General features: G+C 67.2%; 18 protein-coding genes and 1 pseudogene. 12 read left to right on the top strand and 7 right to left on the bottom strand.

Going from position 1 to position 23,827, the window contains the following annotated elements:
- Positions 1-260: 260 nt before the first annotated feature.
- The 12 genes from Q8Q80_RS16970 to Q8Q80_RS16915 all read left to right on the top strand — a co-directional run bounded on the left by Q8Q80_RS16970 (position 261) and on the right by Q8Q80_RS16915 (position 12,956).
- Entirely contained in the window at positions 261-1,727 is a 1,467-nt protein-coding gene (locus Q8Q80_RS16970; RefSeq protein ID WP_305634051.1) for a form I ribulose bisphosphate carboxylase large subunit, read from the top strand.
- Between the two features lie 177 nt (positions 1,728-1,904).
- Positions 1,905-2,324: a ribulose bisphosphate carboxylase small subunit gene (locus Q8Q80_RS16965; RefSeq protein ID WP_305634050.1), complete on the top strand. Its 420-nt coding sequence runs from the start codon at positions 1,905-1,907 to the stop codon at positions 2,322-2,324.
- Positions 2,325-2,338: 14 nt separating this feature from the next.
- Entirely contained in the window at positions 2,339-3,229 is an 891-nt protein-coding gene (gene cbbX / locus Q8Q80_RS16960; protein ID WP_305634049.1) for a CbbX protein, read from the top strand.
- 13 nt (positions 3,230-3,242) lie between these two features.
- Complete coding sequence (locus tag Q8Q80_RS16955) at positions 3,243-4,040, top strand: HAD-IA family hydrolase (protein WP_305634048.1); 798 nt, start codon at positions 3,243-3,245, stop codon at positions 4,038-4,040.
- Entirely contained in the window at positions 4,037-4,741 is a 705-nt protein-coding gene (gene rpe / locus Q8Q80_RS16950; protein ID WP_305634047.1) for a ribulose-phosphate 3-epimerase, read from the top strand. The genes Q8Q80_RS16955 and rpe overlap by 4 nt, the downstream gene beginning before the upstream one ends.
- Positions 4,734-5,450 (top strand): HAD-IA family hydrolase, encoded by a 717-nt coding sequence (locus Q8Q80_RS16945; protein WP_305634046.1) that lies wholly within the window; start codon positions 4,734-4,736, stop codon positions 5,448-5,450. The genes rpe and Q8Q80_RS16945 overlap by 8 nt, the downstream gene beginning before the upstream one ends.
- A gap of 76 nt (positions 5,451-5,526) precedes the next feature.
- On the top strand, positions 5,527-6,600 hold the full coding sequence (locus Q8Q80_RS16940) for a class 1 fructose-bisphosphatase (RefSeq protein ID WP_305634045.1): 1,074 nt from the start codon (positions 5,527-5,529) through the stop codon (positions 6,598-6,600).
- A gap of 290 nt (positions 6,601-6,890) precedes the next feature.
- Positions 6,891-7,781, top strand: coding sequence for a phosphoribulokinase (locus Q8Q80_RS16935; protein ID WP_305634044.1), 891 nt, complete (start codon positions 6,891-6,893; stop codon positions 7,779-7,781).
- 13 nt (positions 7,782-7,794) lie between these two features.
- Positions 7,795-9,864, top strand: coding sequence for a transketolase (gene tkt, locus Q8Q80_RS16930; RefSeq protein ID WP_305634043.1), 2,070 nt, complete (start codon positions 7,795-7,797; stop codon positions 9,862-9,864).
- Entirely contained in the window at positions 9,864-10,745 is an 882-nt protein-coding gene (locus Q8Q80_RS16925) for an aldehyde dehydrogenase (RefSeq protein WP_305634042.1), read from the top strand. Before tkt ends, Q8Q80_RS16925 begins: the two co-directional genes overlap by 1 nt.
- 55 nt (positions 10,746-10,800) lie before the next feature.
- A complete protein-coding gene (fba, locus tag Q8Q80_RS16920) occupies positions 10,801-11,817 on the top strand; it encodes a class II fructose-bisphosphate aldolase (protein WP_305634041.1) in 1,017 nt (338 codons plus the stop codon).
- A 302-nt stretch (positions 11,818-12,119) separates the two neighbouring features.
- Positions 12,120-12,956 carry an aldehyde dehydrogenase gene (locus Q8Q80_RS16915; RefSeq protein WP_305634040.1) on the top strand — a complete coding sequence of 279 codons (837 nt, stop codon included), beginning with the start codon at positions 12,120-12,122 and terminating at the stop codon, positions 12,954-12,956.
- Positions 12,957-13,038: 82 nt separating this feature from the next.
- Here the strand turns inward: Q8Q80_RS16915 and Q8Q80_RS16910 are convergent, their stop codons facing one another.
- From Q8Q80_RS16910 to Q8Q80_RS16880, 7 genes and pseudogenes are all read right to left on the bottom strand, one after another.
- Complete coding sequence (locus Q8Q80_RS16910) at positions 13,039-14,898, bottom strand: DEAD/DEAH box helicase (protein WP_305634039.1); 1,860 nt, start codon at positions 14,896-14,898, stop codon at positions 13,039-13,041.
- A gap of 135 nt (positions 14,899-15,033) precedes the next feature.
- Positions 15,034-15,801, bottom strand: coding sequence for an AraC family transcriptional regulator (locus Q8Q80_RS16905; protein ID WP_305634038.1), 768 nt, complete (start codon positions 15,799-15,801; stop codon positions 15,034-15,036).
- A gap of 10 nt (positions 15,802-15,811) precedes the next feature.
- The gene (locus Q8Q80_RS16900; protein ID WP_305634037.1) at positions 15,812-16,684 is read right to left on the bottom strand and encodes a DMT family transporter; all 873 of its coding nucleotides are present in this window, start codon (positions 16,682-16,684) and stop codon (positions 15,812-15,814) included.
- A gap of 148 nt (positions 16,685-16,832) precedes the next feature.
- Positions 16,833-18,320 (bottom strand): acetamidase/formamidase family protein, encoded by a 1,488-nt coding sequence (locus tag Q8Q80_RS16895; protein WP_305634036.1) that lies wholly within the window; start codon positions 18,318-18,320, stop codon positions 16,833-16,835.
- A gap of 236 nt (positions 18,321-18,556) precedes the next feature.
- Positions 18,557-19,417, bottom strand: coding sequence for a GIY-YIG nuclease family protein (locus tag Q8Q80_RS16890; protein ID WP_305634035.1), 861 nt, complete (start codon positions 19,415-19,417; stop codon positions 18,557-18,559).
- Positions 19,414-20,348 (bottom strand): annotated as a pseudogene (locus Q8Q80_RS16885) (virulence RhuM family protein). Before Q8Q80_RS16885 ends, Q8Q80_RS16890 begins: the two are co-directional and overlap by 4 nt.
- 210 nt (positions 20,349-20,558) lie before the next feature.
- Positions 20,559-23,735, bottom strand: a complete 3,177-nt coding sequence (locus Q8Q80_RS16880; protein ID WP_305634034.1) for a type I restriction endonuclease subunit R — start codon at positions 23,733-23,735, stop codon at positions 20,559-20,561.
- Between the last annotated feature and the right edge of the window lie 92 nt (positions 23,736-23,827).

Here is a 23,827-nt window from a genome sequence, read left to right as displayed (position 1 = left end):
CTGATGTATGCAGTGTCGCGCCGCCGCAGCGCCTCGGCACGACAACGCGCATTGCAGCGCCGGTCCCGCACCGCAAGCGGCGCTTGCAGTGGATGCAATCGATGCGGCAGCGCAGCATCCGCTCCCGGGCAAGGCCTGAACATAAGCTTAACTTAATCGAACTGGGAAAAAAACAAACTTTTCTTATCCATGGCGCTTCCCTAGATTGGGTTCAAAGCCGGGCTCCCACCGGCGAACGACCGCATTCACAGGAGGAAGACATGGGCGACATGAACACCCCGACGCAGATCACCGACGCGAAGAAACGCTACTCGGCCGGCGTCCTGAAATACGCGCAGATGGGCTACTGGGACAGCGACTACGAGCCGAAGGCGACCGACATCCTCGCGCTGTTCCGCATCACGCCACAGGACGGCGTCGATCCGATCGAAGCCGCCGCCGCGGTGGCGGGCGAGTCGAGCACCGCGACCTGGACCGTGGTGTGGACCGACCGCCTGACCGCCTGCGACATGTACCGCGCCAAGGCCTACCGCGTCGATCCGGTGCCGAACACGCCGGGCCAGTACTTCGCTTACGTCGCCTACGATCTGAGCCTGTTCGAGGAAGGCTCGATCACCAACGTGGCCGCGTCGATCATCGGCAACGTATTCAGCTTCAAGCCGCTGAAGGCGGCGCGGCTGGAAGACATGAAGTTTCCGGTCGCCTACATCAAGACCTTTGCCGGACCGCCGACCGGCATCATCGTCGAGCGCGAGCGGCTGGACAAATTCGGCCGCCCGCTGCTGGGTGCGACCACCAAGCCCAAGCTCGGCCTCAGTGGCCGCAACTACGGCCGCGTGGTCTATGAAGGCCTGAAGGGCGGGCTGGATTTCATGAAGGACGACGAGAACATCAACTCGCAGCCCTTCATGCACTGGCGCGACCGCTTCCTGTTCGTCATGGACGCGGTCAACAAGGCCAGCGCCGCGACCGGCGAGGTCAAGGGCAGCTACCTCAATGTCACCGCCGGCACGATGGAAGAAATGTACCGGCGCGCCGATTTCGCGAAGGATCTGGGCTCGGTCATCGTCATGGTCGACCTGGTGGTCGGCTACACGGCGATCCAGTCGCTGTCGCACTGGTGCCGGCAGAACGACATGATCCTGCACCTGCACCGCGCCGGCCACGGCACCTACACGCGGCAGAAGAACCACGGCGTGAGCTTCCGCGTCATCGCCAAGTGGATGCGCATGGCCGGGGTCGACCACATCCACGCCGGCACCGCGGTGGGCAAGCTCGAAGGCGACCCGATGACGGTGCAGGGCTATTACAACGTGTGCCGCGACACGCACACCGAGGTCGACCTGCAGCGCGGCATCTACTTCGACCAGGACTGGGGCGCGCTGAAGAAGGTGATGCCGGTCGCGTCCGGCGGCATCCACGCCGGCCAGATGCACCAGCTGATCGACCTGTTCGGCGACGACGTGGTGCTGCAGTTCGGCGGCGGCACCATCGGCCACCCGCAGGGCATCCAGGCCGGTGCCACCGCCAACCGCGTGGCACTCGAAGCCATGGTGCTGGCGCGCAACGAAGGCCGGAACATCAAGGAAGAGGGCCCGCAGATCCTGCGCGACGCCGCGAAATGGTGTTCGCCCCTGGCCGCCGCCCTCGATACCTGGGGCGACATCACCTTCAACTATGCCTCGACCGACACCTCGGACTACGCGCCGACGCCGTCGGTGGCGTGACGCCCGTAGGAGCGGGCCCTGCCCGCGATCCGGTCTCCATCGACGCGCCGGCGGTCATTCGAGGCCGCCATCGCGGGCAGGGCCCGCTCCTACGAAGAACGTCGCGATCGACGCCCTTTTCCCCTCTCCCGCATCAGCGGGCGAGGGATTGAAGAAACCCTATCCAGGAGAACCACCATGCGCATCACCCAGGGCACTTTTTCCTACCTGCCGGACCTGACCGACCTGCAGATCGCGGCGCAGATCGACTACTGCCTCGACCAGGGCTGGGCGGTCGGCATCGAGTACACCGATGACCCGCACCCGCGCAACACCTTCTGGGAAATGTACGGCAACCCGATGTTCGACATCCGCGATGCGACCGCCATCCTGCTCGAGGTGAACGCTTGCCGCGCCACCTTCCCGCAGTACTACATCCGGGTGACCGCGTTCGACTCGACGCACGGCACCGAATCGGTCGTGCTGTCCTTCATCGTGAACCGGCCCGATGCCGAACCCGGCTTCCGCCTGATCCGCACCGAAGAACCGGGCCGCACCGTGCGCTACAGCATCGAAAGCTATGCCGTGCAGGCGCGTCCGGAAGGCGCGCGTTACTGAAGGAGTTTTGCCTCATGGACGCCGCCACCGCCCCCCCGACCGGAATTGCATCGCCGCGCTCGATGTTCGCATCGTCCGGCGTGCAGGCCCTGCTCGACCAGCTCGATGACGAGCTGATCGGTCTTGCGCCGGTCAAGAGCCGCATCCGCGACATCGCGGCGCTGCTGCTGATCGACCGGCTGCGCGCCGAACAGGGCCTGCAGTCGACGCCGCCCTCGCTGCACATGTGCTTCACCGGCAACCCGGGCACCGGCAAGACCACGGTGGCGCTGCGCATGGCCGAGGTGCTGAAGCAGCTCGGCTATGTGCGCAAGGGCCACATGGTGGCGGTGACGCGCGACGATCTGGTGGGCCAGTTCATCGGCCACACCGCGCCCAAGACGAAGGAAATCATCAAGAAGGCGATGGGCGGCGTGCTGTTCATCGACGAGGCCTACTACCTTTACCGGCCGGAGAACGAACGCGACTACGGACAGGAAGCGATCGAAATCCTGCTGCAGGTGATGGAAAACCACCGCGACGATCTGGTGGTGATCCTGGCCGGCTACCGCGACCGCATGGACACCTTCTTTTCCAGCAACCCCGGCATGGCGTCGCGCATCGCGCACCACATCGACTTCCCGGACTACGACCAGGACGAGCTGATGCGCATCGCCCAGCTGATGCTGCGCAATCTGAACTACCGCTTCGACGACAGCGCCGAATCGGCGTTCGAGCGCTATCTCGGCCTGCGCCGCCAGCAGCCGCACTTCGCCAACGCACGCTCGGTGCGCAACGCGCTCGACCGCATCCGGCTGCGCCACGCCACCCGGCTGTTCGCCACCGACACCGCGCCGACGCGCGACGCGCTGTGCACCTTGTATGCCGAAGACGTGCTGGCCAGCCGCGTGTTCGCAAGCGATTGAAAGGAAGACCGACATGCCCGCAATCCACCCCGACGCACTGATCTTCGACGTCGACGGCACACTGGCCGACACCGAAGAGGCGCACCGCACCGCCTTCAACCTCGCCTTCGAACAGCAAGGGCTGGGCTGGAAGTGGTCGCGCGCCGACTACCGCCGCCTGCTGACGACCACCGGCGGCAAGGAACGCATCGCCCGCCACATCGGCACGCTCGACCTGACGGACGCCGAACGCGCCGGGCTGCTCGCCCGTCTGCCGCAGATCCACGCCGCGAAGACCCGCTTCTACAGCGCCGTGGTGCGCGACGGCGCGGTGCCGCTGCGCCCGGGCGTCGCCCGCCTGCTCGACGAGGCGGGCCACGCCGGCTGCCGGCTGGCCATCGCCAGCACCACCACGGCGATCAACGTGGATGCGCTGTTGCATGCCACGCTGGGCGCGCGCGCGCTCGAACGCTTCGCCGTCATCGCCTGCGGCGACCAGGTGGCCGCGAAGAAGCCGGCGCCCGACATTTACCTTCTGGCGCTTGAGCATCTCGGCGTGCGCGCCGATCGCGCCATCGCCTTCGAAGATTCGCTCAACGGCCTGCGCGCCGCGCGTGCCGCCGGTCTGTGGACGGTGATCACACCGACCTTCTGGACCGAAGACAGCGATTTTGCCGACGCCGACCTGGTGCTGCCTCAGTTGGGCGACGCCGCCTCGCCGCTGCCGGACGAACCGGGCACCCGCCTGCGCCACCGCGCATGGCTCGGCTTCGACGAACTGTGCCGGCTGGCCGGCGGCGAGGCGCATCCGGCGGATGCCGCACTGCGATGAACAGACCCCTGCGCATCGCCCCCAGCCTGCTGTCGGCCGACTTCGCCCGCCTCGGCGCCGAAGTGGCGGCCGTCATCGACGCTGGCGCCGACCTGATCCATTTCGACGTGATGGATAACCACTACGTGCCCAACCTGACCGTCGGCCCGCTGGTGTGCCAGGCGATCAAGCCCTATGCCACGGTGCCGATCGACGTGCATCTGATGGTCAAGCCGGTGGACGCGCTGATCCCGCTGTTCGCCAACGCCGGCGCGGCCATCATTTCCATCCACCCGGAAGCGAGCGAACACGTCGACCGCACCCTCCAGCTGATCCGCAGCCACGGCGTGAAAGCCGGTCTGGTGCTCAACCCGGCGACGCCGCTCAACGTGCTCGACCACGTGCTCGACCAGCTCGATCTGGTGCTGTTGATGTCGGTGAACCCCGGCTTCGGCGGCCAGCGCTTCATCGAGTCGGCGCTGCCGAAGATCGAGGCGGTGCGTCGGCGCATCGACGCCAGCGGCCGCGACATCTGGCTCGAAGTCGACGGCGGCGTCAATCCCGACAACGCGGCGCAGGTGGGCCGAGCCGGCGCCGACACCCTGGTCGCCGGCTCGGCCGTGTTCTCCGGCGGCCGCTATGCCGATTCCATCCGCACGCTGCGCGAACGCGCCCTCGGTGGCCGCGCGCAGGCACTTACCACCGAGGTCATCCATGCTTGATCCGTGCCACACCCCGAGCCGCATCCACGCCATCGCCTTCGATCTCGACGGCACACTGGTCGACAGTGCCGCCGACATCTGGCACGCGCTGAACTTCGGTCTGTCGCAGGCAGGCCTGCCCGCTGTCGACCTCGTCACCGTGCGTGGCTGGATCGGCGGCGGGCCGGACCGGCTGATCTCGCGCGCACTCGACCATCTCGGCCTCGCGCACAGCGACGGCACGCTGCACGCCCGGCTGCGTGCCGACTTCGACCGCGCCACGCTGGAGGCGCCGCTCGATCACGGCATGGTCTATGACGGCATCGAAGAAATGGTCGAAGGCCTGTACGCCATCTGCCCGCTGGTGGTGGTGACCAACAAGCCGACGCCGCTGGCGCGCGCGGTACTCGCCGCCGCCGGCCTGCTGCCGTTCATGTCGGCGGTCTACGGCGGCGACCGCAGCGAACTGCTCAAGCCCTCGCCGGCACTGCTCGACGCTGCCGCTGCCCGGCTTTCGGTGAAGACCGCGCAACTGCTGATGGTCGGCGACAGTTCGGCCGACCTGCTTGCCGCGCAGGCCGCCGGCTGCCCGGTCGCGCTGGTGGGCTGGGGATACGGGACAGCGGGGGGTGCGCACGCCAGCGCTCCCGGCGTCGACCCCTGGCCGGTCGGCTCGCCGTCGCAACTGCTCGCGGAAATGAGCGCGCGCTTCGAGGAACAGACCGAATAGCGCCCAACACACACCCGCGCAGCGCCGCACAGACGGCGCACGCATCCAGGCATTCACATCAAGGGAGGAGAGACTCATGCCCACAGGCGGACGCACCACGCTGGTCCAGTACCTGATCGAAGAACGTCGCCGTCACCCCGAGGCGACCGGCGACCTCAATGCGCTGATCACCGACGTCGCGCTCGCCTGCAAGGCGATTTCGCGCAAAGTGGCTTTCGGCGGCCTGGCCGGTGTGCTCGGCTCGGCCGGCAGCGGCAATGTGCAGGGCGAGGAACAGAAGACACTGGACGTACTCAGCAACCAGATCTTTCTGCGCGCCAACGAATGGGGCGGCCACGTCGCCGCCATGGCCTCGGAAGAACTGGACGACATTGCGCTGCTGCCGGCGCAGCACCCGCGCGGCAAATACCTGCTCGCCTTCGACCCGCTGGACGGCTCGTCCAACATCGATGTGAACGTGTCGGTCGGCAGCATTTTCTCGATCACCCGCGCGCGCACGCCGGGCGAAGACGCGAAGACGGCCGACTTCCTGCAGGCAGGGCGCGAACAGGTGTGCGCCGGCTACGCCATCTACGGCCCGTCGACCATGCTGGTGCTGACGCTGGGCCGCGGCACGCACGCCTTCACGCTGGACCCGATGCTCGGCGAATGGGTGCTCAGCCACCCCGGCCTGAAGGTGCCGGCCGCCACGCGCGAATTCGCGATCAATGCGTCGAACAGCCGCTTCTGGGAGCCGGCGGTGCGCCGCTACGTCGACGAGTGCCTGGCCGGGCGCACCGGCCCGCGCGACGCCGACTTCAACATGCGCTGGATCGCCTCTCTGGTCGCCGAAACCCACCGCATCCTGATGCGCGGCGGCGTATTCCTCTACCCGAAAGACACCAAAGACGCGACCAAGCCCGGCCGCCTGCGCCTGCTCTACGAAGCCAGTCCGATCGCCTTCCTGATCGAACAGGCCGGCGGCATGGCCAGCACCGGCCGCAGCCGGCTGATGGACGTGCAGCCCGAGGCGCTGCACCAGCGCATCGGCTTCGTGTTCGGCTCCAGCGAAGAAGTCGCGCGCATCGAGGCCTACCACCGCGAACCGCCGGCCGACACCTTCCAGTCACCGCTGTTCGGCAAGCGCGGCCTGTTCGCCGATGCGCTCTGACGCCCTTCTCCCCTCGCCCGCATCAGCGGGAGAGGGGCCGGGGGTGAGGGCACGGCGCTACGCGCCACCCTCTCCCGCTGATGCGGGAGGGATTGCTGAAACCGCATCCAGGAGAAGCACATGCGCATTTGCCAACGCACCGGCCACGACGCCCACCACCCGCGCCCTTCTCCCCTCTCCCGCATCAGCGGGAGAGGGGCCGGGGGTGAGGGCACGGCGCTGCGCCACCCTCTCCCGCTGATGCGGGCGAGGGATTGAAGAACCGAATCACGATCGAAAGGATTGCTTTCATGTCAGTGAAACACCCCATCGTCGCCATCACCGGCTCGTCCGGCGCCGGCACCACGTCGGTCACGCGCACCTTCGAGAACATTTTCCGCCGCGAGAACGTGGCCGCCGCCCTCATCGAAGGCGACAGCTACCACCGCTACGACCGCGCCGAAATGAAGCGCGTGATGGCCGAGGCGGAAGCCGGCGACAGTACGCAGTTCAGCCCGCACTTCAGCCACTTCGGCGAAGAGGCCAACCTGTTCGCCGAACTGGAGCAGCTGTTCCGCGACTACTCGGAAAGCGGCGGCGGACGCAGCCGCAAGTACCTGCACAACGACGACGAAGCCGCGCCCTACGCGCAGCCCGCCGGCACCTTCACGCCATGGGAGCCGCTGCCGGCGAGCGACCTGCTGTTCTACGAAGGCCTGCACGGCGGCGTGAAGACAGAACATGTTGATGTATCCCGGTACGCCGATCTGCTGATCGGCGTGGTGCCTGTCATCAACCTCGAGTGGATCCAGAAGATCCACCGGGACCGCAGCACCCGCGGCTATTCGACCGAAGCCGTGACCGACGTCATCCTGCGGCGCATGCACGACTACGTGCATTACATCTGCCCGCAATTCACGCGCACGCACATCAACTTCCAGCGCGTGCCGGTGGTCGATACCAGCGACCCGTTCATCGCCCGCACCATTCCGACCGCCGACGAAAGCCTGGTGGTGATCCGCTTCGCCAACCCGCGCGGTTTCGACTTTCCCTACCTGCTCAGCATGCTGCACGACTCCTTCATGTCGCGTGCCAACACGCTGGTGGTGCCGGGCGGAAAGATGGAACTGGCGATGCAGCTCATCTTCACGCCGATGATCCTGCGCCTGCTCGAACGCCGCCGCCAGCAACTGGCCGCCTGAAGGGATGACTGCCATGAACGACGCCAACCAGATCCTGCGCAGGCAATGCGCCAATGCACTGCGCGTACTCGCGATGGACGCGGTGCAGGCCGCCAATTCCGGCCACCCCGGCATGCCGATGGGCATGGCCGACATCGCCGAGGCGCTGTGGCGCCACCACCTGAAGCACGACCCGGCCGACCCGCACTGGCCCGACCGCGACCGTTTCGTGCTGTCCAACGGCCACGGCTCGATGCTGCTGTACGCGCTGCTCCACCTGTCCGGCTACGACCTGCCGATGGACGAACTGCGGCGCTTCCGCCAGCTGCATTCGCGCACACCGGGCCACCCCGAAGTCGACATCACGCCGGGCGTTGAAACGACCACCGGCCCGCTCGGCCAGGGCCTGGCCAACGCGGTCGGCATGGCGCTGGCGGAAAAGCTGCTCGCCGCCGAATTCAACCGCCCCGACCACCCCGTGGTCGATCACCGCACCTGGGTATTCCTCGGCGACGGTTGCCTGATGGAAGGCATCAGCCACGAAGTGTGTTCGCTCGCCGGTACCTGGAAGCTGAACAAGCTGGTCGCCTTCTACGACGACAACGGCATTTCCATCGACGGCGACGTCGCCGGCTGGTTCACCGACGACACACCGGCCCGCTTCGAAGCCTACGGCTGGACGGTGGTGCGCAATGTCGACGGGCACGACGCGGCGGCGCTGGACGCGGCGATCGAAGCGGCGCTGCGCAGCGAACGCCCGGTGCTGGTGTGCTGCGAAACGAATATCGGCCACGGCTCGCCGAACCGCGCCGGCAGCGCCAAGGCGCACGGCGAGGCGCTGGGCGAGGCGGAAATCGCGCTCACCCGCGAGGCGCTGGGCTGGACGGCGCCGCCGTTCGACATCCCGCCTCCGCTGCAGGCCGCCTGGTCGGCGCGCGCCCGCGGCGCCCTCGCCCACCGCGACTGGCAACAACGCTTCGACCGCTACGCCAGGGCCTTCCCGGAGCTGGCGGCCGAACTGCAGCGGCGGCTGCGCCGCGACGCGCCGCCGTCGTCGGACGCGCTGCGCGCGCTCGAAGCCGCCTGCGACGCCGCCGAACTGCGCGCCGCATCGGTGGCCACCCGCAAGGCCTCGCAGGACGCGCTGCACATCGTGGCACCCGCGATGCCGGAACTGCTCGGCGGCTCGGCCGACCTGACCGGTTCCAACCTTACCGACTGGAAGGGCCACCGGCCGCTCAAGGGCGCCGGCACCGGCAACCACGTACATTACGGCGTGCGCGAATTCGGCATGTCGGCGCTGATGAACGGCGTCGCGCTGCACGGCGGCTACCGGCCCTGCGGCGGTACCTTCCTCACCTTTTCCGACTATTCGCGCAACGCCATCCGCATGTCGGCGCTGATGCACCTGCCGGTGGTGTACGTGTTCACGCACGACTCGATCGGGCTGGGCGAAGACGGCCCGACGCACCAGCCGGTGGAACACGCGTCCAGCCTGCGGCTGATTCCGGACGTCGACGTGTGGCGCCCGTGCGACGCCACCGAAACCGCGGTGGCCTGGCGCGAGGCGCTGCGCCGCGGCGCCACCCCGCGACCCGGCCCCTCCTGCCTGCTGCTGACCCGCCAGGCGCTGCCGCACGCCGGCGACGGCACGGTGCGCCTCGACGACATCGCGCGCGGCGGCTACGTGCTGCGCCGGCCGCGCGGCGAACGGCTGTGCCTGATCGCCACCGGTTCGGAAGTCGGCCTGGCGCTGCGCGCCGCCGACCTGCTGGCCGCCGAAGGCGTGCCGGCGCGCGTGGTGTCGATGCCCTGCGTCGAAGCGTTCGAGCGGCAGGACGCGCGCTGGAAGCAGGACGTCATTCCGCGCCACCTGCCCCGCCTGGCGATCGAGGCCGGCAGCACCGGCCTGTGGTGGAAGTACGTCGGCGAACCCGGCATCAGCGGCGACGTGGTCGGGCTCGACCGCTTCGGCGAATCGGCACCGGCGGGCGAACTGTTCACGCTGTTCGGCCTCACCGCCGAAGCGGTGCATGAACGCGCCCGCGCGCTGCTCGACGCGGTGCCTGCCGCCGGCCGCGACGCGCTGTCGCTGCACGGCTGATGGTGCGCGCGCGCATCGCCATCGACGGCGGCGGCGGCCTCGCGCGCAGCGTGCTCGACGCGCTGCGCGGCGCCGCCGGGCTCGAACTGGTGGCCATCAACGGGCACGACGACGGTGCGGATGCCGGGGCTGCCGGCGTTCCGGCCAGCCGCGTGCGTGACGCCCGCCGCCTGCCTTGGAAACGGCACGCCGTCGATATCGTGCTCGATTGTTGCGGGCGCGATGCGAGGGTGCATCTGGCGGCGGGCGCGCGCAAGGTGCTCAGTTGCGCCGCCGCCGGCACGGCGGCCGACGCCACCGTGGTCTATGGCGTCAACCACGGCGCGCTGCGCGACACGCACGCGAGCGTGCACAGCGCCTGCCGCGCCACCCACGCCATCGCGCCGGTGGCGCGCCTGCTGCATGACGCGCTGGGCATTTCCAACGCCATGCTGACCGCGGTGCACAGCCGCCCGCACGACGGCGACATCGCACTGCCCGGGCCCACCGGTGCTGCCGCGCACCTGCACCGGGTGCTGCCCGAACTGAACCACTGCTTCGACGAAACCGAGCCGATGCGCATGCCCGGCGCGCACGCGTCGCTGATCGGCATGGTGTTCGTGGCGCAGCGCGAAACGACGGTCGAAGAGGTCAACGCGCTGATGCAGTACGCCGCCTTCGGCGACTGGGCCGCGCTGCTGCGCTACGGCGACACGCCCTTCACCACCGCGCTGTCGGCGCGCGACACGCGGTCGAGCGTGTTCGAAGCCGGCTGGACCCAGGTGTCGGGCCGCGTCGTCAAGGTGTGCGCCGGCTATCGCGGCGACCGCGGCTTCGCGCACCGGCTGGTCGACACCGTGCAGGCGATGGCGCGCATCCCTGCACACGTCCCGCCGCAATGACGGCAAGCGGACCCCTTTCCAGAACACACACAAACCCGATCAGGAGGCGTTTCACATGGCAATGATTTCACTGCGGCAACTGCTGGACCACGCCGCCGAGCACGCCTATGGCGTACCGGCGTTCAACATCAACAACCTCGAACAGATCCAGGCCATCATGCAGGCGGCGCAGAAGGTGAATGCGCCGGTCATCCTGCAGGCTTCGGCCGGCGCCCGCAAATACGCCGGCGAGCCCTTCCTGCGCCGGATGGTGGAGGCGGCCGCCGAAATGTATCCGGACATTCCCATCGTCATGCACCAGGACCACGGCGCCAGCCCGGCCGTATGCGTGCAGTCGATCCGCTCCGGCTTCACCAGCGTCATGATGGACGGCTCGCTGATGGAAGACGCGAAGACGCCCGCCAGCTACGACTACAACATCGACGTGACACGCCGCGTGGTCGATATCGCGCACGCGGTCGGCGTGTCGGTCGAAGGCGAACTGGGCTGCCTCGGCTCGCTCGAATCGGGTACCGCCGGCGAAGAAGACGGTGTCGGCGCGGCCGGCGTGCTGACGCACGAACAGATGCTGACCGACCCGGAACAGGCCGCCGACTTCGTCGCCGCCACCGGCGTGGACGCGCTGGCGATCGCCATCGGCACAAGCCACGGCGCCTACAAGTTCTCGCGCAAGCCGACCGGCGACATCCTCGCCATCGACCGCATCAAGGCCATCCACGCGCGCCTGCCGAACACCCACCTGGTGATGCACGGATCGAGCAGCGTGCCGCAGGACTGGCTGGCGGTGATCCGCGAGCACGGTGGCGACATCAAGGAAACCTACGGCGTGCCGGTGGAAGAGATCCAGGAAGGCATCCGCCACGGCGTGCGCAAGGTGAACATCGACACCGACATCCGCCTCGCGATGACCGGCGCCATGCGCCGCGCAATGGCCCGCGACCCGTCAGAATTCGACCCGCGCAAATTCCTCAAGGACGCCACCGCCGCCGCCCGCGACCTGTGCATCGACCGCTTCGAAGCCTTCGGCTGCGCCGGCATGGCCGGACGCATCGTGTTGCGCGCAGCGGCCTGACCACTGCTGCTTTCGCACAAGCGGGCCCTGCCCGCGATGCGGCGGTCGATCGGCTGCCACCCGCTCCGGATCGTCCTCGACCCGCGGAAGGGCGGTTGCACCGCATACGGCAACGAACGGAGACTCCAGCCCCTTGCGGCTGTGCGGGGTCATGAGCTTCACCGTGTCTCGGGACGGCTGAACAGCCGCTTCCGGGAACCGGCGGTCGCACGCTATGTCGATGAGTAAAGTCATCGCGAGGTTTTCATGTCGGTCAGGCATCCCATCATTTCGATTACGGGCCCGTCCGGCGCGGGTACGACATGAGGCGGATCGCCATCGACGGCTACGGACGCACCGCGCGCGACGCGCGGGCGGCGATCTGCACGCACCCGGCTTTCTGCGCCAACGGCGGACTGGAACTGGTCAGCGTGGCGACGCGCGACGATGCCGCTGGCGAGGCGACGCCCGCCTGGGGCAAACACGGCGTCGACATCGTGCTCGATTGTTCGGGCGGCGACCCGCGACGGCACCTTGCAGCGGGCGCCACCAAGGTACTGTGCGGCGCGCCGGCCGGCGGCTTCGCCTTCGACGGCATGGTGGTGTTCGGCGTGAATCACATGCGGATCGACGGCTCGCATCGCCTGCTGCACGGCGCATGCAGTGCCACCCACGGCATCGCGCCGGTGGCACGACTGCTGCAATACGCGCTGGGCATCGAATACGCCGTCATCAGGCCGATGCATGACGCGCAGCACTGCGCCGGCGTCGCCTGTGAGCGCGCAGGCAGCGTGGCCGCACAGCTGCAGCAGGTGCTGCCACGCCTGCCGGGCGCGCTCGACGAAACACCGCCGGTGCATGTGCCGGACTGCGATCTGGTGCTGCTCGGCATGGTGTTCGCCGCCGGGCGCGAAACCAGCGTGGAAGAAGTGAATGCGCTCATCCAGTGCGCCAGCTTCGGCGCCTACGGCGAATTGCTGCGTTACTGCGACGGCCCGGTCGCCGGCAGATCCGGCGCGGCCGACATGCATTCCTGCCTCTTTCAGGCGGCGCTGACCCGGGTGTCGGGCCGCGTCGTCAAGGTGTGCGCCGGCTACCGCAGCGAACTGGGCTACGCGCGCCGGCTGGTCGACACGCTGGAGGTGATGGCGCGCGTCTGACCTGCCCGGGCCGGCGCCGATGGCAAAGCTGCGCCCATCCGGATCGCGCCCGTCGCGCAAGGGCAGACCGCGACCTGCTTCTTTAAAGGCCCGCGCCGCCCTGCATGGCCTTCAGACGCGCAGCGAATCCCCGTTCGGCGGAGGCCGTCACCAGCAGGCGCTCGGTCGAACGCGTCATGGCGACGTACAGCAGCTTGGCGTCGGCCGCCACGCGGTCCGCGTCGTCTTCCGCCCGCGGCAGGGTGTGGGCGCCGCACACGACCATGAACGGAAATTCCAGCCCCTTGCTGCTGTGCATGGTCATGAGCTTCACCGTGTCCTCGGACGGTCTGAAGCGGCGCTTCGATTGCGAGTCGGACAGCCAGTGCACCGGAATCGATGCGGCCTTCAGATAGCGATGAAGACGATCGCCGATGTACGTGTCGGGGCAGGCGATGCACATGTCGGCCCAGGCCACGCCACGTTCCGCATGCATCTTCTTCAGCGTGCGCGTGATGAGCGCCATTTCCTCGCCCTCCGACTCGAGGATGCGCAGCACCGGCGGCGGTCCGCGACGGCCGCTCGACTGCGGTTCAAGCAGCGGCACGTGGTCGTCGTCGGCATCCGCCGCGGTCAGGTAGGCGCGCGCGAAATCGTAGGCGAAGCGGATCACGTCCTCCGTGTTGCGGTAGTTGAGCTTGAGCACCGTGCTGCGGCCGCGTGCCTGTATGCCCACGCTGGACAGACTGAAGTCCAGACCGCCGCGCTTGCCGTAGATGGACTGCGCGTCGTCATACAGCATCAGGAAGGCGTTGGTGTCCGGATCGACCATGCCGACGACGAGGCGCAACCATTCCGGCGCGAAGTCATGCCCCTCGTCGATCATCACGGCACCGTACTGACCGCGCGGGATGACACCCTTGTCGACAGCGGCGATCACGGCGGACACGACACGATCGAAATAGTCCCGCCCCGCCGCGGGGCGCTCGACGTGATAGGTCCGCAACTGTTCGCTGCACCAGTCGTGGAAGTGGTACACGCTCACCTTGTCGGCCAGACCGCGGGTGGCGATGAGATCGCGCAGGCGCGCCGCCAGCGCGATGTTGTAGCAGAGCACGAGAATGGGCCTGGCGAGCACGCGGGCCAGATGCAGGCAGCGGTAGCCGAGGATGAGCGTCTTGCCCGAACCGGCCACGCCATGGATGACGCGGTGCCCCTCACCCAGGCTGCGCGCCAGCAGCTCCTGCTGCATGTCCATCACCTTGACGAGATCCGGCAACACGCTGTCGTCCGCTGCGTCGCCGTCCGCTGCGGCAAAAAGATCGGCCTGCTGATGTCCGATGCGCACCTCCGGAAACAGATGCCAGCGTATGCGGTCGATCTGCGGCAGCGTGAGGCTTTGCGGGAAGCTCACGTCGAACATGTTCCACAGCTGCTGCTGGAAGGCTTCGGCGTCGCTCGCCTCGCGCATTTCGTCGGCGCAGATCACGCGATGGGGCGGCAGTACGTCGCCCAGATCGGTGCCGTCGAACTGCTTGCGCGTCATGCCGCTGAGCACAACGCCATAGCCCCACGGCAATACAAGCTTGCCGCGATGTCGCCCCTCCTGCTGCACGAGTTGCGGATCGCGCTCCAGATCGCCGATCAGCTGATAGGCGCACTGCCTGACCTGCTCCAGCGGATTGCTCACCACCCTCGGTCCGGCCTCGGTCAGCAGCTGCACGGATACGCGGTCGATGGACTGCAGGGTGGCCAGGCGCCAGTCCTTCACCTCCAGCAGCAACAGGCCGCGGCGGGGGTGCAGGACGATGAAGTCCGAGTAGCGTCGGCGGGCGCCGACCGGCATGTCGTACCAGCACAGGTAGTCGTCTTCGAGCTTGTCTGCGAGACGCTGCGCAAAACGTCGTTCGCCCGCCTGCATGCGGGAAGCGCAGGCGCTGTATGAAGGAATGAGCGTGGCCATGCTTCAGGATGACGGCACGAAACATCGAGCATGATAGACGTGTATGCGTGCAGGGGTCACGGGTGGGCCGCCGCCTGGCCGGCACGCCCTGCCGTCAACGCAAGGCGCCACGCGCAGTTCCGAAGCTGGATGCGGTCAGTGACCGGGGCGGGCGCAAGCCGCCCGTCGCCAGTGACCGGGCGGCAGGCCGAAGCGCTGCGTGAAGCGGCGGGTGAAGGTGCTCTGGTCGGCGAAACCGGTGTCGAGCGCGATGTCGCCGAGCGAACGCGACCGGTCGTCGAGCAGGGCGAGCGCGGCGTCCAGACGCAAGCGGGTCAGGTAACGGTGCGGCGCTTCGCCGAAGGCATCGACGAACAAATCATGGAAGCGGCGCGGGCCGTAGCCGAAGCACGCAGCCAGATCCTTCAGCGACGGGGCGTCGCCGGCGTGGCGGCGCAGCCAGGCGTCGATGCGGGCGACCGGAAAATGGCGCGCGTCGTCGTTTGCCGGGGCGGCGTGCAGGCGGTGCGCCAGGTCATCGGCAAAGCGGGTGGCCAGCAGCCAGTGACGCGGACGCGACACGCGCTCGCCGGCCAGGCCGAGCAGCGGCTGCACGCGCCGGCGCAGGGGCGCGTCGATGACGAAGGCGCGCGGACGCCGGAACAGCGAGGCCGGCAAGGCGACCGAGGCGGCCGGCAGGTCGACCACCAGCTGGCGGTTGGCGGCATCCAGCCCGCGGTAGTCGTGCCGGGTGCCGGCCGGTATCAGCAGGCCGGCGCCGGCATCGACCCGGTGCAGATGGCTCTCGAGTTCCAGTTCGGTACCGCCGTCGCCGCCCAGCACGACCTGGTGGAAATCGTGCGCGTGCCCCGCGGGCTCGACCGCGTAGCAGCGGGTATCGACGTTGGGATCGGTGGCGTGCATGACAGGGCCTTCAGCGACGCCGGCACAGTAGCACGCCGCCCAGCGCCAGCGCGAAACCGGCCATCTGCAGCGGCGCCAGCCGCTCGCCGAACAGCAGGGCGGCCTGCACCGCGGCCAGCGGCGGGGCCAGCAGCACCAGCACGCTGACCTTCGCTGCCGAGCCCCGGCGCACCATCCACACCAGCAGCGTGCTGCCGATGGCCGACAGGCCGAACACCGCCCACGCCAGTGCCGCCCACAGTGCCGGACCGGGCACCCATAACGACTCACCGAGCGCCAGCGCGACGACCAGACAGACCAGCGCGCCCCCGGCATTCTGGATCGCACTCGAACTGAACAGGTCGGCGGCGGCGATCGAGCTTTTCTGCACCAGCGTGCCGGCGGTGATGCCGGCCACGGCGACCAACGCCACCCCGACGACCAGCGGCGACAACGCCTCCGGGCCCACGCCGGCCAGCCGCGGCGCCAGCACCAGCACGACCCCCAGCGCGCCGGCCAGCAAACCTGCCCAGAAATGGCGGCCCGGCGGTTCGTCGAACAGGCGCTGCGCGATCAGGGCGGTGAACATCGGCTGCAGCGTGGCCAGCAGCGCCATCACCGCCGGCGACAACCCGTGCGCCACCGCCCAATAGCCGCCGCCCATGTAGACGCCCTGCAGCAGCGCACCGGCCAGCAGGTGCTTGGGCCACTGGTTGCGCGCCGGCCAGGCGACACGCAGCGCGCCGGCGATGGCGGCGTACATGAGTGTGGTCAGCGTGAAACGGGCGAGCAGGAACAGCGCCGGATCGGCCACGCCGTCGATCGCCCGCGCAACGATGAAGCCGGTGGACCAGACGACGACGAACAGGGCAGGGGCGATGACGGCGAGCACGACACGGGACACGGGATGAGAGGGCTTGCCAGTCTGCACGGGCCCCGCGGCGCTGTCTTGTCGAAAACTGCAATGACTGCCTGCGCCGGACACGACGGCGGCCAATGTAGGAGCTGGACTTGTGGGAGCGGCGGGGTCGCCGCTCCCACAAGTCCAGCTCCTACAGACTGCCGCCTGAGAACAGCGCCTTCCTGATCACCGCGTGCACGCCCCAGTTGCCATCCACCACCTGGGTCACGGCGAAGTCGACGCCGACCGACAGCAGCGAAATCGCTTCGTCCTCGGTGAGCTTCTGCGTGTCCATCAGGAAGGCGCGGCTCTTGCGGAAGGCGTCCTTCAGTGCGAGGTCGACCGACGATTTGGCGTAGATGTCGCTCTGCGCCTTGTCGCCCAGTTCGGCCAGGTAGTTGGCGAAGCTGAAGCCGTGGATCACCCATTCGTCAGGCGTTTCGAGCAGCGGGTAGGCGAGCTTTTCGAGTGCGGTGCCGGCGAGGTCGGCCTTCTTGTGCAGGATGAACTGGAAGGTGCCGGTCAGCGAACATTCGATGGCCGTGCCGCACAGTTCGGAGTCGCCCTGACCGGAGTGCGGGTCGCCGACCGAAAACAGCGCGCCCTTCACGGCGACCGGGTAGTACATCGTTGCGCCCTTGCCGATGCGCCAGTTGTCGATGTTGCCGCCGGTATAGCTGGGCGGGATGGAATCGACCATGTCGGCTTCCTTCGGCGCCACGCCGGTCACGCCGAAGTGCGGCCGCGTCGGCACGCGCACGTTCTTCAGCACGCCGTGATTTTCCTTGATCGTCGAGTGGTCGACAACCACGCCCGGGTAGTCGATCGTCTTGTGCACCACGCCGAACGGGTCGGTCTGCGGTGTCCACTGGAAGTTGTACACCGCCTGCGCCCAGTTCTTCTCGCTGCTGGCATCGATCTCGTAGATCGTGATGACTTCGCGTTCCTTCGGCTCGGTGATCAGTTCCTTGAAGTGGAAGCCCCACCAGGCCGCGGCATTGACCCCGAAGCTCTTGCCCTTGTACTTCGGGTTGGCGCTCGGCCTCGGCGTGACGTCGACGATGCGCACCTCGAGCACGTCACCCTCTTCCGCGCCCTTCACGAACACCGGCCCGGTGCATATGTGTACACCGAGACCTTCACCCGCGCCGCGCCCGAACAGGCTGGCGTCCATCGGCCCGGCACCGCGGCGGATGACCCCCTTCTTCTTCTTGTCCCAGTAGAAGACGCTTTCCGCGCCCGCATCGCCCTTGATCATGCGGTCGAAATCGTCGCCCGCGTGGTGGGTCAGCGTTTCGATGGTGACGAAATCACCCGGCTCGACCGTCACCTGCGGCTTGAGCGACTTGCTGAAGTAACCCCAGTGCACCGTGTCGGCGCTGGCCGCGATGTAATAGTGATTGACCGCCTTCATCGTGCCGGTGGCCGCATCCTTGGCCATTGCCGAGCCAACCCAGCCGGCGCTCAGCGTGCCGAAGCCGGCCGCCAGCGAACCCTTCAGCAAGCCGCGCCGCGAAGGATCCGGCGGCGCCGGCGTATCGAGCGCCGCCTCGCCGTTGCCATCGACCTGTACCGTCAGGCGGCCTTTTGCATCACAGAAACTGCAGTGCTGATGTGCGGGATGAGTACAGCTCGACATGCGGACGCTCCTTCTGGTCAGTGGGGATGTGCAGCACCGCGTGTTGCGGTGCATCAACCATGCCAGAGGGAAAATCCTTATGAATCAATGGGCGCGTGTGTGAAATTTGCCCGCTTTGGGTGCGTTGCGCACTGCAACGGCGCAGTGTGGCCGCGCGCGAGGCGTCGCCGGCCAGCAACGTACGATGGCGGTGGGGACGCCCAATGAGAACTGTAGTAATCGGCGCCCCACCCCGATCAGACCGACGCCTGTTCGGCCTGCCACTCCTTCAAGGTCCGGCCCTGCACGTCCTTCCACATCAGTCGGCCGTTGGAACACGTTCCGAGCACCATGTCTGACGCGGATGATGGCGAGCTGAATACATAGTCCTGGGTGAAGCGGTACGCATCGCCTTCACGAGCGAGCGCGCCGTTCTCGATCAGCTCCCGGCGCAGATCGCTCGACCGGCGCATCTGCTGAAAACTCGGGGTCACTGCGACCACCGCCTGGGAACCCGCCTTCACGACGAAGCCCTGGCTGGACTCGAACCCGGTCGCCAGAACGCCTTTGGCATTGCAGGTCAGCAGCACCTCTTTCCTGCCTATCGGCGCGGGGCTCGATTCAAACGCATGAACGCCCATCACCGGCAGCATCTCCAGCATGTTCTCCAGAAACACCATCATGTCTGCCCGGTCCGCTTCCGACAGACTGGATTCGAGGGGCTGGGTCGCGTTGTCCAGTGGTACGCGGCGAGCCGCTTTCGCCAGGCGGATCAGGTGGGCTTCGAGAAACTGCACGTGCGCCTTGTTGAGCTGCCCCGGCGCCGCGATGAAGCAGATGGCGCGAGTCCAGAAGTCCTTCTGTACATAGTGACTTTCGAGCCGCGGGCGCACCGGGTCGCCTTCGCCGATGTAGAGCAGCTCTCCCTCGCCATCCTCACGCGGACCGAGCAGCAGATAGACACCGGTCTGCTTCAGTTCATCGCGCTGCTTCACCTGGGGCAGCAGAGCGCGCGGAAACATCAACGCCTTGCCGATCCAGTTCGAACGCTCCACCACGCGCAGTCCGTCCGGGTCGCCGTCGGCGACGAAGATGCGCAGCGAGAATGGTTTGTTCATGTCTTTTTCCTCGACCGGGGGTACGGTGCAGGCAGTGCCTTGGCCGCCTCTTCCAGCATGTTCACGTTGTGCTCGGCGCCTTCGGCTTCGAGCAGTGCGCGGCGCTGCGCGGCGAAACGTTCGTACTCCACTTGCGCGCGTGCGTCGGCCTGCTGTTTCGACACCTTGCCGGCATCCGGCAGGACATTGCGGTCGTTGAAACGCAGGAAGGCATCGAGCTTGTCTTCCCAGTCCTTCAGAAAGATGTCCTTGCGCCGCCGCGCCTGGTCGTCGGCGAAGTCCAGCCACATGACGACAATACGGTTCAGCTCGTCGATCTCGTGCTCGCGCAGGTAGTTCTTCGCCACCGTTACGTCCGACTGCCTGATTTCGAACTGGTAAGGCCCATGTTCGGCAGGCTGCTGTCGGCGCGTTCGACTATCAGCTGAGCCGCCGTCTTGCCGGTCACCGCGAAGTGCAGCTTGTTCTGGATGATCTGGAAGAACTTTGTCGTTTCCGCCAGTGACGGCGAGTAATCCGCCGCCATCGCGAAAATCTCCCGCACCCGCAGATACATGCGCCGCTCGCTGGCGCGGATGTCGCGGATGCGTTCGAGCAGTTCGTCGAAGCGGTCCGGTGCGCCCGAATCGGCGACGGGTGGATTCTTCAATCTCTCGTCATCGAGCGTGAAGCCCTTGACCAGATACTCGCTGAGCCGCTCGGTCGCCCAGCGACGGAACTGCGTGCCGCGTGCCGAACGCACCCGATAGCCGACGGCGAGAATGGCATCGAGGCTGTAGTGGTCGATGTTGCGGCTGACCTCACGACTGCCTTCGGATCGAACTATCCGGAACTTCCGGATAGTTGCCTCGGACACAAGCTCGCCCTCGTCGTAGATGTTCCGAAGATGCTCATTGATCGTGCGAACGTCCTTCTGGAACAGTTCCGCCATAAGCGCCTGTGTCAGCCAGAGTGTGTCGGCCGTGAAGCGGCATTCCACGCGCGTCTTGCCATCGTCGCTCTCGAACAGCAGGAATTCGCCGCTGGGTTGATCAGTCATGTCGCGCACGTGGAAGGGGGCTAAGAAGCGATCGCGGGCAGTTGCAGCGCGGGCGCGCCAGACAAGGCGAAGGCAAGGCAGCAACAGACAAGGTCGCGCCACTCACGCCGACCAGGCCTCGCCCAGTGCCTGCGCCTGCTGGAGCACCAGTTCCACCGCCTTCTCCTGCTCATCCGGCGGGTAGCGGTACTTGCGCAGGATGCGCTTCACCATCAGGCGCAGCTTTGCGCGCACGCTTTCGCGTTCCGACCAGTCGACCGTCAGGTTCCGGCGCAGGCTGTCGGTCAGTTCCTGGGCGATCTTCTTCAGGATGTCGTCGCTGAGTTCGCGCACCGCTGATTCGTTGTCGGCCAGCGCGTCGTAGAAGCGCACTTCGTCTTCGCTCAGACCCATTTCCTCGCCACGACTGGCCGCCGCGCGGAATTTCTTCGCCATCGCGATCAGCTCTTCGATCACCTGGGCGGTTTCGATGGCGCGGTTCTGGTAGCGCGTGATGACGTTGGCGAGCAGTTCGGAAAACTTCCTTTCCTGCACCACGTTGCTGCCGAAGCGTGACTTGATTTCGCCCTGCAACAACCGGTCGAGCAGTTCGACCGCCAGATTGCGTTCCGGTAGATTGCGCACATCGGCGAGGAAGTCGTCGTCGAGAATGCCGATGTTCGGCTTGTCCAGCCCGACGGCATTGAATACATCGACCACGTCTTCGGACACGACCGCCGAACTGATGATCTGGCGGATGGCCAGTTCGCGCTCATCGTCGGTGCGCTTCTGCTGTGTGATGTCGCGCTTGGTCAGGATGACCTTGACCGCCTGCAGGAACGCCACTTCCTCGCGCACGGCCTTCGCCTCGTCCAGCGTACAGCACAGCGAAAAAGCCTGGCTCATGGCCAGCGCATTGTCGGCGAAGCGCTTCTTGCCATCCGGCTGGCCGAGCACGTGGTTGGCTGCACCGGCCAGGCGCTTGTGGCTGGCGGTCAGGAAATCGCTCCAGTCGCAGCCGTGCAGCAGCGCACGCAGCACGTCGAGCTTTTCCGCCAGCAGCGCATAGGCTTCGGCGACATCGACCGTCGGCCGGCCGCGGCCATTGCTGGCGGTGTATTCCTTCAGCGCGCTTTTCAGTTCGTTGGCGATGCCGATGTAATCGACCACCAGCCCGCCCTGCTTGTCCTTGAATACCCGATTGACGCGGGCGATCGCCTGCATCAGGTTGTGGCCCTTCATCGGCTTGTCGATGTACAGCGTGTGCATGCACGGCGCGTCGAAACCGGTGAGCCACATGTCGCGCACGATGACCAGGCGCAGCGGATCACCCGGCGCCTTGAAACGCTTCTCCAGCCGCTTCTTCACCTTGGCGCTATATATATGCGGCTGCAGCAGCGCTCGGTCCGACGCCGAGCCGGTCATGACGATCTTGATCGCGCCCTTTTCCGCGTCGTCGTCGTGCCAGTCCGGGCGCAGCGCCACGATGGCGTCGTACAGATGCACGCAGATTTCGCGGCTCATCGCCACGACCATGGCCTTGCCGGACTGTGCCTTGCTGCGTTCCTCGAAGTGCGCGACCAGATCGGCCGCCACGCGGGCGATGCGCGGTTCGGCGCCGACCACCTTTTCGAGCGCGGCCCAGCGGCTTTTGAGTTTCGCCTGCTGGCTTTCTTCCTCGTCTTCGGCCAGTTCGTCGACCTCGTCGTCGATCTGCGGCAGGTCCTCCTGCTTCAGCGACAGCCGGGCCAGCCGCGATTCGAAGTAGATCGCGACCGTCGCGCCGTCTTCGCGCGCCTGCTGCATGTCGTAGATGTGGATGTAGTCGCCGAACACGGCGCGCGTATCGCGGTCTTCGCTCGATACCGGCGTGCCCGTGAAGGCGACGAAGGTGGCGTTGGGCAGCGCATCGCGCAGATGCTGCGCATAGCCGACCTGATAGCGGGTGACGTACTCAGCCTCCGGCTGGGCCACCTTCAGCGCCGGCCCATCGTCATTGGCGGCATCGGCTGAACCGCCGCGCGCGGGTCGCACCGTTTTCAGTTTCGCCTCGAAGCCGTACTGCGTGCGATGCGCCTCGTCGGCGATCACCACGATGTTGTGGCGGTCGGACAGCACCGGAAAGCTGTCTTCGTCTTCGCCCGGCATGAATTTCTGGATGGTGGCGAACACGATGCCGCCGGACGGGCGGTTGCCGAGCCGGGCGCGCAGATCCTGCCGGGTGGCCGCCTGCACCGGCTGTTCGCGCAGCAGGTCCTGCGCCAGCGAGAACACGCCGAACAGCTGGCCGTCGAGGTCGTTGCGGTCGGTGATGACGACGATGGTCGGGTTTTCCATCGCCACGTCCTGCATCACGCGGGCGGCGAAGCAGGTCATCGTGATGCTCTTGCCGCTACCCTGGGTGTGCCACACCACGCCGCCCTTGCCGCGGGTGAGCGGCGCGCCGTCGGGTCGCGACGCGGCCACCACCTGGCGGATCGCCGCGCGCACCGCGTGGAACTGGTGGTAGCCGGCGATTTTCTTCACCAGCCCGCCATCGTCTTCGAACAGCACGAAGAAGCGCAGATAGTCGAGCAGCATCGGCGGTGCGAGCACGCCGCGCACCAGTGTTTCAAGTTCGTTGAACTGGCCCAGCGGGTCGAGCACGTCCCCGTCGATGGTGCGCCACTGCATGAAGCGCTCGGCATTGGCCGACAGCGAACCCAGCCGCGCCTCGCTGCCGTCGGCAATCAGCAGCAGTTCGTTGTACTGGAACACGTCCGGGATCTGCGCCTTGTAGGTCTGGATCTGGTCCCAGGCCTTCCAGATGCTGGCGGTCTGGTCGGCCGGGTTCTTCAGTTCCAGCAGCACCAGCGGCAGCCCATTGACGAACAGGATCACGTCGGGCCGGCGCGTGTGCTTCGGCCCCTTGATCGTGAACTGCCGGATGGCCAGCCACTCGTTGCACGCGGGGTCGGCCCAGTCGATCAGCCGCACGAAGTCGCCGCGGGTGTCGCCCTCCTGCTGGTACTCGACCGGCACGCCGCCGATGAGCAGCCGGTGAAACAGCCGGTTCGCCGCCAGCAGCGCCGGCGTGCCCAGATCGAGCACCTGGCGCAGCGCATCTTCGCGCGCCGGCGCGGGAATCGCCGGGTTCAGCCGCGCGATCGCGCTGCGCAGCCGCCCTTCCAGCACCACCTCGCGGTAGTGGCCGCGCTCCGGACTGCTGCCGTCCGGCGCCAGATCCGGGCCGTCGAGCGGCGTGTAACCGACGTCGGCCAGCCAGCCCAGCACTTCCTGTTCGAGGTGGTCTTCGGTCATGGGCGCCATCGGTAAATAGGGTTGTGCACGGGCTCAGACTTGTCGGTGAATCCGGAGGTAAGTCGCCCGCTTGATTTGCTGGCAAGTTGCTG

Origin of the sequence: Methyloversatilis sp., assembly GCF_030698125.1 — a bacterium.
Lineage (GTDB): Bacteria > Pseudomonadota > Gammaproteobacteria > Burkholderiales > Rhodocyclaceae > Methyloversatilis.
The sequence above is the reverse complement of the archived record's forward strand: the minus strand, read 5'-3'. Positions and strand labels throughout refer to the sequence as shown.